Below are 11,247 nucleotides of genomic sequence, written 5' to 3'. Positions count from 1 at the left end.
GTCGCGGAGCTCGAGGTCGGCACCGTCAACCTCTGGKAGGTTCCCGGCTACCGCATCGAGATGTCGCCCTTCGGCGGCATCAAGGATTCAGGCCTCGGCTACAAGGAGGGCGTCGTCGAAGCCATGAAGAGCTTCACCAACGTCAAGACATGGTCCCTGCCCTGGTCGAGTTGATCTCCGCCGCCGCAACGCGCGCGGATCGTCCCGTGCGCGTCCGGAACAGACCGCCTGTGCGTGGATTTAGCCGGCTCGCCAGCCATGCCGTCCACAATCCAGCTTCATCCCCCGCTAGCGGACGCCCCAGGTCTCTCTGTATGGTTGCGTTAGGTCAGGGGAGACTGTCGTGGCTATCGCGTTCGGGCAATTCATCGGCGCCTTTCTGTTGGCCGTCATTCTGACGACGATCATCTCCGCGCTCATTCGCAGATTCACCACCACCTCCCGCGTGTTCATCGCCAATGGGCTCTCACTGACCATCGCAACGTTGCTGGGCGGTCTGGGAATGGCCGATGGCGGCGATCCAGATTTTTTCAACTCCTTTGGAACATACGTCCTTCCCCAACTGGCGGTATTTGCCATCGACTTCCTGCGTAGCCGTGGCGCGGCTGCACGCGGGCGGACAAAGCCCAAATCGATGGCCCTCAATCGGGCTGATCCGCCCATGCGCGGTGCTGCGCGCGATATCGCCGCGCCTGCTGCGCCTTCGTCCGCTGCGGCGGCATCCGGCCCCGAGGCCGATCGGCAGGCGCGCCTCCTGCCACCACCGATCGAGCCGGCTGGCCCCACCAATCCCCGGAAGAACTTCATCGTCCGGCACTGGCGCGGCGAGCTGAGTCTCGGCTGGTCCTTCTGGGGCATCGCCGTCCTGGGCAACATCGTCGCGCTGATCACGATCCTGGTGCTCAACCTGATCTTCTCCACCGACACGGGATACGATCCGGCACCGCTCTTTTGGCTCAATGTTCTGACCTGGCTTGTCGTGACGCTCATCGCGGTCTGGCAGGTCGTCGGCACCTGGAGGTCAGCGACACATCACGCGGAGCGGCGTGCGGCCTTGAGCCTGGGCGCTTTCTGGTCCAGGGCCGCCAAGGTCAGTCTCGGTCTCGGCGTTCTCAGGTTCCTGAGCGATCTGGTCAACGGGGCAGCGCCTCAGCTCGCCGAGCTCTACGACATGGCCTGGAGAGGCGACCCTCGGCTTCCAGCCTATTCCTTGCGGGTCATGCGAGATGGGACGGAGATCGAGATCACAGGCGGGATCAAATTCGGACTGGCTGCGGATTTCGAGCGCGTGATCAAGGCCTCGCCTCGGATCAAGGTCGTCCATCTGCACAGTTTTGGAGGGCGCCTCGGAGAGGCCGAGAAGCTGCGACAGAACATCGAGGCGCGCGGACTGATCACTTATGTTTCCGCGCGGTGCGAGTCCGCCTGCACGCTTATCTTTGCAGGCGGCCGCGAGCGATGGGCGCCCCGGTCCGGTGGCCTCGGCTATCACGGCCCAGCCTTTCCCGGCATGACAGCGGCGGATCTGGCTCCGTCCGTATTGGCCTGGAAGGCCGCCTATGTTGAAGCTGGACTGTCCACCAGTTTTGTCGACCGCGGACTCGCCGTGCCCAGCGACAAGATGTGGCGGCCGACCATCCAGGAGCTTGTCGCCGCAAACGCGGTCACGCACCAAGCGACTGGGAGTGAGTTTGCGATATCGGGCTATGGTGCCAACCCTACGCCTGACCAGCTGCTATCACCGTACCGAAAGGGCTGGCCGGCTCTGGCAGCGATCCAGGCGCGCCTTCCTGACGACTACGAGCGCATCAGGCGCGTCTTCGCCGATGGGTTCACAGCCGGAGCCACCGAGGGCCAGATCATCGCGGACTACAGGGCTGTGCTGGCACGATTGTTGGCAGTCCACAGATCAAAGGCCGACGATCAGGTGCTGATCGATCAGGCGAATCTCCTGATCGATCAGTATCGGGCGCTTKGGCGCTCGGATCCTACGCTGTGCTATCAATATGCTGCCTTTGGTGGCGGCAAAGTGAACACAGCGGGAGCGCTCTCCGATGAGCTCACTCAGCGCGATCTGATGCTGCAGGAACGCATGATCATGACCTCCGGCCCGCATCCGCCGATTCCCGAAGCAGTCTCGGACGTCTTGCTGAGCAAAGTCCGGCAGTCGCTGATCCGTCGCTATGGCGCTGACCGGATTGCGATTTTTGCTGCAGAGACGGTCGCGCCTGCGCAGCATGCCGATTACTGCGCGATATCGACCGCGTTCTATCAGGAGATTGTCGCGATGCCCCCAGCGATGGCCAGCACGCTGCTCAGGGCGCTTGAAGCGCAATAGATCGTGCGGTCCCCTTTTGCAGGGCCGGTACGACGATCCCGTTCTACGAATACGCCGCGCGGGGCCGAGCGCAGATCCCGCTATTCCTCGGCAAAGCGCCGGGTTACTCTGGCCCGATGGAAGCCCCGCATCGCGCCTTTGGCCGGGTCGGCAACAGGGTACAGCCCTCGCGGCTGGCGCCGACCGCCTTTGCCGTCGCTGTGCTTGGCCTGTGCTTCCTTGCCGGCGAAATGATCGCAGGCGATCTCGCGCGCCTCGACATGGCGGTGCTGGCTGCTTTCAGAAGCGCCGGTGATCTGGGGCAGCCGCTTGGCCCGGCATGGCTGAAGGAGGCGGGCCGCGATATCACGGCATTGGGCAGCTTTGCCATTCTCGGCATTCTGTTCGCTGCGACGGTCGGCTATCTCATCCTGATCGGCAGGCGGGATGCGGCGAAGCTCGTGAGCGTGACCGTGATGGGCGGAGCTGTGGTCAGCGCCGCGCTCCAGCTCTGGCTCGACCGGCCGGGCCCCGACGGGCCCTATATCGTCTTCACCGCGAGCTTTCCGAGCGAGCATGCGACACTGTCCGCGATGACATTCCTGACGCTTGGCGCCTTGCTATCCCAGCTGGCGACCGACAAGCGGGTCAGGGTCTATCTGATGTCCCTTGCGATCATCCTGACTTTGGCGGTCGGCCTCAGCCGCATCTATCTCGGCGTGCATTATCCCAGCGATGTCCTGGCAGGATGGTGCATCGGCAGTGTCTGGGCCGCGCTCTGCTGGACTCTTGGACTTCGTCTCCAGCAACGCCGCGACGATCAAGAGCCGGCGGCGGTGCCGGCTGAATCATAGCCCTGCCTCGGCGTTCGACAGACGGCCTCGCGCTTCCACGTCCAATGGCGCCGACATTCGCTGCCTGGGCGCGCTGAAGCGCCGGCTATTCAGGCACCGCCCTTGCGGCCGGCAACGGGCAGGTCGAGCAATAGCTGCGCTCGGGAACGAGATAGCGGATGCAGCAGATCCGGCGCCGCCGGCCGCTTCCCTCATCCGGATCGGTATAGGACACGGGCTTGAAGAGCGGGTTGGGCTTGCCATTCGGCAAGCGTGCGCTCTCCAGAAAGCTCAAGGCCTCGGCGACGGCGTCATTGACGCCCATGGCGCGTTCGATGCGCCGCACGACGAATTCGAACATGTTGCCGGCATTGCTCCAGAGCACTTTTCGCGAGACGCCGGCAGCCGCCGACAGCGCCAGGACCATGGGCTCGATATGTCCCTGGATCAGCGGCATGAAGCGCGGGCCTTCATCAGCCGGGGCCGCATTGCTCCCGATGCCGCGCAGGTGGATGTGGCGTGTCGCGCCATCGGGACCGAAGGTGCAGCCAATGGCGGCCAGGTCGATATCGACCGCCCTTTGCGCCATCAGCGCGAGCGCCAGATAGGGCGGCAGCAGCGTGGCGAAATGCTGTTTCGACCAGAGCGAGGCGATCGCGCGGCGGTCGCCTCCAGGGCATTGCTGGGAATAGAGCGCGAGCAACTCGGCCAGCCGCGCGGCATCGCCGAGATCGCTGCCCGGCGAAGGGGCCGGCGCATCCGCCGCCAGGACGAAACGGTCGCCATAGGCCGCCAGTTCGCCAGAAAAGAGCGGCGCAAACGCCGGAATGGTCATTGTGCCGCTTCGGATGCTAGGTCGGTATCACCTGGCGCGCGGGCGGGTCATAGGCCTGGATCGGCGGCAGATTGCCGTCGAAACGCTCGACCTGGACGGTCGTCAGCTGCCCCGTGCAGCCCTGCGCCAGCGCCGAGGTTCCGACATCCCGGGTCAGGACATTGGGGTTGCCGTGGACGCAGAGCGATTTGTCCTCGCTCGGGTCGGCGGGATCATACCAGGCACCGGTCGGGAGCTGGATCACGCCCTGGCGGATGCCACCGGTGACGCGTATGCCGGCAAGGCAGGCGCCCCGCTCGTTCGAGATCCGAATGATGTCGCCATCGGCGATGCCGCGCGCGGCCGCGTCCGCGGGATGCATGCTGGCGACCTCGCGGCCGCGGTGCTTGGCCTCGCTGCTATGGCCGCCGAAGTCGAACTGGCTGTGCAGCCGCGTGCGCGGCTGGTTCGCGACCAGCACATAGGGCGAGGCCTTGTCCGGCACATTGGTCGGCCCGAGCCAGGTCGGGTGGCCCGGGCAATCCGCCTCGCCAAAGCTCGCGATCGTCTCCGAATAGATCTCCAGCTTGCCGGTCGGCGTCGGCAGCGGATGCCCCGCGGGGTCCTCGCGGAATTTCCGCAGGCGGCCGCCATCATCGGGCAGTTGTGGCAGCTCAAAACCCTCGCCCGCCCAGAATTCCTGGAAGCTCGGTGCCGGCAGGCCCTGGGCCGCGAGTTCGACGCGCGTCGGCTCGTAGAGATGCTCCAGCCATTGCCGCACCGTACGGCCCTCGGTGAAGGCCTGGCGTGTGCCGAGCCGCTCGGCGAGATCGGCGAAGATCGCGTAGTCGTCGCGCGCTTCCCCATAGGGCTCGACGACGGGCTGCATCGGGACGAGCAGCGGGTCGTTGGAACTGCCGCCGATATCCTCGCGCTCGAGCGTCATCGTGCAGGGCAGCACGATGTCGGCATGGCGCGCCGTCGCCGTCCAGGCCAGCTCGTGCACGACCAGTGTGTCGAGCCGGGCGAAGGCCTGGCGCAGGCGGTTCAGGTCCTGATGGTGGTGGAACGGATTGCCGCCGGCCCAGTAGACCAGCTTGATCTCGGGATAGGTTCGGGTCTGGCCGTTATAGCGATAGCTGGTCCCCGGGTTCAGCAGCATGTCGGCGATGCGGGCGACCGGAATGAAGTCGGACACCCCATTCCGACCCTGCGCGAAGGTCGGCACCGGCACGGCATTGTAGCGCCGCCCGTAATAGGCGATTGCGCCCAGCCCATAGCCATAACCGCCGCCCGGCAGGCCGATCTGGCCGAGCGCAGCCGCCAGCACCATGCCCATCCAGACCGGCTGCTCGCCGTGCTCGGCGCGCTGCAGCGCATGGGCGACGACGATCAGCGCGCGCCGGCCATGCAGCCGTGTCGCCAGCGCCGTGATCGCATCGGCCGGAACGCCGGCAATCGCCGCGGCCCAGGCCGCATCCTTGGGCTGGCCGTCGGTCTCGCCCAGGAGATAGCGCTCGAAGATCGGCCAGCCGACCGTGCAACGCGCGAGGAATTCGCGATCATGCAGGCCATTGACGACGAGGGTGTGGACCAGCGCCATCATCAACGCCGTGTCGCTGCCGGGATTGGAGGAGACCCACTCCGCACCTGCCTCCTCCGGCAGGTCGCCCCGGAGCGGCCCGACCAGCACGAACTGGCAACCGCGTGCCCTCGCCCGGTCCATGGCGCCGCGCTCGACATGCTTGCTGATGCTGCCGCCGGCCACCATGCTGTTCTTCAGGGCCATGCCGCCAAAGGCGAGCACGATCTCGCTGTGATCGGCGATCTGCTCCCAGGAGACGTTGCGCTTCACCAGGTCCTCGTAGTCGCCGATGACATGGGGCACCAGGACCGAGGACGCGCCCGAGGAATAGCTATTGACCGAGCGGACATAGCCGCCGACCGAGGTATTCAGGAAACGGTGGATCTGGCTCTGGGCGTGGTGGAAGCGCCCTGCGCTTGCCCAGCCATAGGAGCCACCGAAGATCGCACCCGGGCCGTGATCGTCGCGGATGCGCGCGAGCTCGCCCCCGAGCAGATCGAGCACGGCCCCCCAGGACATCGGCAGGTACTCGTCGCGTCCGCGCCGATCGTCCGGCCCCGGGCCGCGCTCGAGCCAGCCGCGGCGGACCATGGGCTGTGCGATCCGCGCGCGATGGCGCAAGGCGGCCGGGAAGTTCTGGATGATTTCGTTCGGATCGGGATCGCCCGGGTGGGGCCGGACTTCGAGCCGGCCATCCTGCATGCGGGCCGAGAACACGCCCCAATGCGAGGTATGCGGGCGAAAGGCGTCATCCGCCGCAGAAGGCTCGGTGATCTGGTCGTTCGAATGGGTCATCACATGTCTTCCCAGGCGCCAAAGCCGCCACAGCGATCATGGCATCCGGCATAGTGCCCCTGGATCGCAAGAGATTTCTGCGGCCCTCCCCGATGAGTGCCGCCTCAAGCCGAACTGACGCGCCGGCCCGAAGGCCGGCACGCGTCATCCGGCGGCCTCAAACCGCCACAACATATCCATCGCGGCGCGGGTCGGCTGCGCCGGTCATCACGCCGGTTGCGGGGTCGATCGCCACGGCCTGCATGCCGCCGCATCGCATCGTCCAGCCGGCATCAAAGGCCTCGATCTCGTGGCCGCGCCGCCGCAGCTCTTCAATCGTCCCGGCTGCGATACGGTTCTCGGCCTGGATGAAGCGCCCGTCCCAGAGCCGTGCCCGCGGCGCCTCGATCGCCTCCTGCAGCGGCAGGCCGAAATCGAGATGCTGCACCATAGCCTGGGTCTGGGTCTGCATGATGCCGTAGCTGCCGGGCGTGCCGAGCGCGAGCACCGGCTTTCCGGCGCGCGTCGTGATGCTGGGCGACATGCACATCGGCAATTCGTCGCCCGGCTTCGAGCGGTTCGGACTGCCGGGCTGGACATCGGCCCAGTACAGGAAATTGTTGAGGCAGAGCCCGGTGCCCGGCACGACGATGCCGCTGCCGAAGGGGCTGCCGAGGCTGTTGGTGATGCAGACCAGATTGCCCTCGGCATCAGCGGCCGAGAACGAGGTGGTATGGGCGGGATCCTCCTTGTCCTGCGGCGTCCATTGCTCGGTCGGGCCTTCGATCGGCTCCCCGTCGCCGATGCGCTGGCGCAGGCCCGCGATCGCGGCATCGGAGAAGATCTCGGCCAGGATCTCGGCGGAGGGATTGTTGCTGGCGATCCTGAGGCCGGCCGCGAGCCTGATGGCCCGATAGACCAGGTCGAGATGCTCCGGCCCATCCTTGCTCAGGCCTCCCAGATCGAAACCTTCGAGGATCTTGAGGCTCAGCAGGAACTGGAATGCCTCGCAGGGCGGCGGCGGAACATGGATATCGAGGCCGCGATAGCTCACGGCATGCGGCTCGCGCCAGCGCGGTTGCACGGCCGCGAGATCGGCCATGTTCATCTTGCCGCCGAGCCCGCTCAGATGTCCGACGATCCTTTCGCCCAGCGCGCCGCGATAAAGATGGTCCGGTCCCTTGGCCGCGATCTCCGCGAATGTGCCCGCGAGATCGGCCTGGCGCAGTACCTGGCCGAGCTTCACCGGTCCGCCATCCGGCAGGTAATTGGCGCTGAAGGCGGGATAAAGCTCCGGCGAGGCCGCGAGGAGCGGCGCCTGCTCGTTGAACTCCTCCACACCGAATTCGGAGAGCGCGAATCCGTCCCGGGCGAGCGCGATCGCCGGCGCCAGGATCTCACTGAGGGGCTTCCTGCCATAGCGCGCCGCCAGCTCGCACCAGCCCGCGAGATTGCCGGGAACCGCGACCGCATGCGGGCCGCGCTCCAGTTCGGCCCGCTTGGTGAAGCGTTCGKCCAGGAAGCTCGCCTGGATCGGCGGTACGAAGTCGAGCACGCGGACGCGTTGCTCGGCGGCGCTCCAGAGCGTCGCCGAGCCCATGCCGGTCAGGCTCGACATGAAGGGCTCGACCACGGTCAGGGCGGCAGCGGTTGCTGCAATCGCGTCGAAAGCGTTGCCTCCCTGGATCAGGAGCCTGGCGCCGGCCTGGGCGGCGAGCGGGTGCGCCGCGGCAACCATGCCGTGGCGAGAAAACAACGTGGGGCGGCGGCCATGCATCGTCAGTCGTCCTTGCGTCCCTGTCCTCAGGCTGGATGCGATCAGAGCACAGTTCGCCGGCAAGGACAGGCCGCCAGCCCACGCTTTTCGAGGGGGTGCCGCCGGAGCTACATGCATGGCTGGGGCGATGATCGCCTCAGCCATGCGCTTCTGGAAGGAAGCAGGAATTGGAGGGGGAGCCGATCGTCGTCGGGGCTGATAACGGCGCTTCTGTCGGCTCGTCATCCTCTCCTGGTGAGAAAAGCCTCGAAAKGAAGCGGTTCCCGCTGGTGCTACCGAGATAGGTTGCCTGCCCGGCCGCTACGGTTCAGAGCGAACAGGCGTGATCACCGCTGTTCGCCGCTCCTCCTCCCGCTCTTCATCGAGTGCGCCCGCCCGCTGCCTGGTTCAGGACGCAAAGAGGGCTCGCGCTGCAGCGAGGATTTCCGCCGTCGAGGGGAATTTTCCGATACCGGCGAGCCCTTCGGAGCCGCATTCGATGTTCGCCCAGCGGATGACTCCATGCGGATCGATCAGGAACTGGCCCTTGAGCTGGGGCCATTGCTTCTCCATGTCGGAGTGGTCGGTCGGGCTCTCCCTATAGCCGTCGAGCCTGGTCAGACTGTCAGCGGCCTCCCTGATCGGCACGGGCTGCGGGAACTCATCATTCGGATTGATCCGCAGCGTCGCAAAAGCCTCCAGTAACTCCGGGGTCGCAGGCGGCTTCGGCACACCATAGGCGCGATGGGTGGAGAGCTCCGGATCGACCGCCAGGCGCAGGTTGCTCGGGCGGAATTTGAAGTAGAGCTGCGCGTTCTCCAGCGGCGTTGCCACAATCCCAAGCGTTTCCACACCGATGGCCTTGAGCTCGCGATCGGTCGCCGCCATGTGCGCGATCGCCCGCCGGCAGAACGGGCACCACAGCCCCACGAACAGCGCAAGAAACACCGAATGCCTTTCGCGGTAATCGGAGAGCGACGCGATCCCGCTTCCGTCGACCGTAGGGAGGACAAAATCAGGCGCCAATTCGCCTGGCGAGGCCGGGGGCCGGAATCCATTTGCCATACGAAGACTCTCCGCCTGACGAACTGGATCAGTTGAGAACCGGCAGGATCATGCCGGGGCCTCGGCCGGCAGGCAGGAACCTATTCCGGCCGTTCAAGTATAACTCTGCCGCAGCCCGGTTCCCAGCCTTACGGTGCAGTGCGGCGGGATTCCGTACGCGTCGGCGCGGCCCGGAGTCTGCTCCGCCCCGCTTCGCCGCTCACTGCAGATGCGGCTTCTTCAGAAAGCTGCCCCTGTCGGCCGACCGGATGCGAAGCCATGTCTCGCGGCCGTCGCGGACGACCCTGATCGGGACCTCGGCGCCTGCCGGGCCGCTCGCCCAGAGCTTCCGATAGAAATCGGCCAGGCCGTCGATCTCGCCATCGCGAACATCCGAGATGATGTCGCCGGGACGCAGGCCCGCCTGGGCTGCCGGCCCGCCTTCGGCCACGMTCATCACCACGACCTTGCCATTGCTCTCGGCCGAGAAGGCGCCGAGCCAGGGGCGTGGCGGCTTGTCGACCCGGCCCCGGGCGAGCAGATCGTCGAGGATCGGCGGAAGCAGATCGATCGGCACGACCATATTGACGTCAAAGATCTCGCCGGCCCGGCCCATCCGCAGGTGCAGCGAGCCGATGCCCAGGAGCTTTCCATCCGGTCCGAACAGCGCCGCACCACCCCAGGACGGGTGCGCCGGGGCGGTGAAGATGGCTTCGTCCAGCAGATATTCCCAGTAGCCGGCGAATTCCTGCTTGGCCACGATATTGGCCTCCACGACTTGCCCGATGCCGTCTGCAAGCAGGACGGACTCGCCGATTTCGGCATCAGTGGCGGCGCCGAACGCGACCGCCGGCAGGTCGAGCCGCTCAAGCGCCTGGACCAGGCCAAAGCCGGTCTCCTGATCATAGGCCAGCGCATGCGCTGGCACCACGCGACCAGTCCACGTCGTCAGCCAGACGTCCTCAGCTTCGGTAATCAGATAGCCGATGGTGAGCACCAGCCCATTGTCCCGAATGACGACACCGCTGCCTTCCCGCCTTGTACCCAGCGCGGAGGCCGTAAAGGCATCGGCAGGAATGGACGAGCGAACGCCCACGACGGACTGCAAGATCGGGCCGATGCTCATCGTTACATCCTGAAAGGGCGCGGCGCTGAGATCGAGGCGGTGCGCCGGCCGGCAGAAACTGGATAGCTCTCTCAAAAGGTATGAACCGGCCTGATCGACACAAGGCCCCGACGGTGATTGAGCGGTCGGTTACCCGAATGTGATCGACACAGACCGGCCGCTTGGAGACGCCTCCGCCCTTCTCGTCCAGGTTGTATTCCTCTAAATTGCGGATGGACACGGGAGACAACAAGGGATCGGGGCCCTGTCCGGACAAAGCTCGACATGCGGAACAGGGCGAGAGTGGACCACAACCMATTTCTCAGGAAACAGCTCTAAGGCACTCATCATGCGAATCTATGTGAGCAGCGTTTTCGTCGACGACCAGGCCAAGGCCCTGGACTTCTATACCGGCACGCTTGGCTTCATCGAGAAGAACGATGTTCCCGTCGGCGACTACCGTTGACTGACGGTCGTATCACCGGAGGAACCAGGAGGAACCAGGAGGAACCGAACTGCTGCTGGAACCCAGCGCGCATCCGGCGGTCAAGCCCTACAAGGACGCTCTCGTCAAGGACGGCATTCCCGCAACCTCGTTCCAGGTCCAGGATCTGAATGGAGAATTTGCAAGGCTTAGCGAGCGCGGGGTCGTGTTCACGCAGGAGCCGACGGATGCAGGCCCTGTGCGGATGGCGATCCTGGACGACACCTGCGGCAATCTCATCCAGCTGATCCAAATGAAACAGGGCTGAACGCCATTAATCTTCCCGAAATCCGGCATCCGCCTTTACGACAGATGCCTAGCTTGTCGGTGATCATGCGCCGGGGCACACCCTGTCGCAGGCACGGCCGCATGGGCCAACAGGCGCACCGACGACAACAGTGCTCTCCCCCAGTCCAAGCTCGGTTGGCACAGGCCCACGTGACGTTGCCCCTCGGTCCCAATCCAGTTTGACGTTMGTTCGGTACGCAAACAGAGGCGCCAAAGCGTCTTAGCCGCTACGGTCAACAAGTGGTAG

10 protein-coding genes are annotated in these 11,247 nt (G+C 65.6%); 5 read left to right on the top strand and 5 right to left on the bottom strand.

The window, feature by feature from the left end; genetic code table 11:
• The 3 genes from AC1DIO_RS29025 to AC1DIO_RS29015 form a co-directional block, all read left to right on the top strand.
• Positions 1 to 174: aldehyde dehydrogenase family protein (locus AC1DIO_RS29025; protein WP_476854454.1), on the top strand; the 174-nt coding region annotated here is incomplete at its 5' end.
• A gap of 169 nt (positions 175 to 343) precedes the next feature.
• Positions 344 to 2,338: a COG3904 family protein gene (locus tag AC1DIO_RS29020; protein ID WP_476854452.1), complete on the top strand. Its 1,995-nt coding sequence runs from the start codon at positions 344 to 346 to the stop codon at positions 2,336 to 2,338.
• 116 nt (positions 2,339 to 2,454) lie between these two features.
• Entirely contained in the window at positions 2,455 to 3,171 is a 717-nt protein-coding gene (locus AC1DIO_RS29015) for a phosphatase PAP2 family protein (protein WP_441508113.1), read from the top strand.
• A gap of 85 nt (positions 3,172 to 3,256) precedes the next feature.
• Here the strand turns inward: AC1DIO_RS29015 and fhuF are convergent, their stop codons facing one another.
• From fhuF to AC1DIO_RS28990, 5 genes are all read right to left on the bottom strand, one after another.
• Positions 3,257 to 3,985, bottom strand: a complete 729-nt coding sequence (gene fhuF, locus AC1DIO_RS29010) for a siderophore-iron reductase FhuF (RefSeq protein ID WP_441508114.1) — start codon at positions 3,983 to 3,985, stop codon at positions 3,257 to 3,259.
• Positions 3,986 to 4,001: 16 nt separating this feature from the next.
• On the bottom strand, positions 4,002 to 6,344 hold the full coding sequence (locus AC1DIO_RS29005) for a molybdopterin-dependent oxidoreductase (protein ID WP_441508115.1): 2,343 nt from the start codon (positions 6,342 to 6,344) through the stop codon (positions 4,002 to 4,004).
• Positions 6,345 to 6,501: 157 nt separating this feature from the next.
• Positions 6,502 to 8,100: a gamma-glutamyltransferase family protein gene (locus AC1DIO_RS29000; protein ID WP_476854451.1), complete on the bottom strand. Its 1,599-nt coding sequence runs from the start codon at positions 8,098 to 8,100 to the stop codon at positions 6,502 to 6,504.
• 387 nt (positions 8,101 to 8,487) lie between these two features.
• Positions 8,488 to 9,144 carry a redoxin domain-containing protein gene (locus AC1DIO_RS28995; RefSeq protein ID WP_441508117.1) on the bottom strand — a complete coding sequence of 219 codons (657 nt, stop codon included), beginning with the start codon at positions 9,142 to 9,144 and terminating at the stop codon, positions 8,488 to 8,490.
• 199 nt (positions 9,145 to 9,343) lie between these two features.
• Positions 9,344 to 10,249: a S1C family serine protease gene (locus AC1DIO_RS28990; RefSeq protein ID WP_476854450.1), complete on the bottom strand. Its 906-nt coding sequence runs from the start codon at positions 10,247 to 10,249 to the stop codon at positions 9,344 to 9,346.
• 328 nt (positions 10,250 to 10,577) lie between these two features.
• Here AC1DIO_RS28990 and AC1DIO_RS28985 point away from each other — a divergent pair, with 328 nt between their 5' ends.
• Together AC1DIO_RS28985 and AC1DIO_RS28980 are read left to right on the top strand one after the other, a co-directional pair.
• Positions 10,578 to 10,694, top strand: a complete 117-nt coding sequence (locus tag AC1DIO_RS28985; RefSeq protein WP_476854449.1) for a VOC family protein — start codon at positions 10,578 to 10,580, stop codon at positions 10,692 to 10,694.
• A 49-nt stretch (positions 10,695 to 10,743) separates the two neighbouring features.
• Positions 10,744 to 10,980, top strand: a complete 237-nt coding sequence (locus AC1DIO_RS28980) for a VOC family protein (protein ID WP_476854453.1) — start codon at positions 10,744 to 10,746, stop codon at positions 10,978 to 10,980.
• Positions 10,981 to 11,247: the final 267 nt, after the last annotated feature.

It is taken from the genome of Allobosea sp. 05T439, from assembly GCF_056396005.1.
The sequence above is the reverse complement of the archived record's forward strand: the minus strand, read 5'-3'. Positions and strand labels throughout refer to the sequence as shown.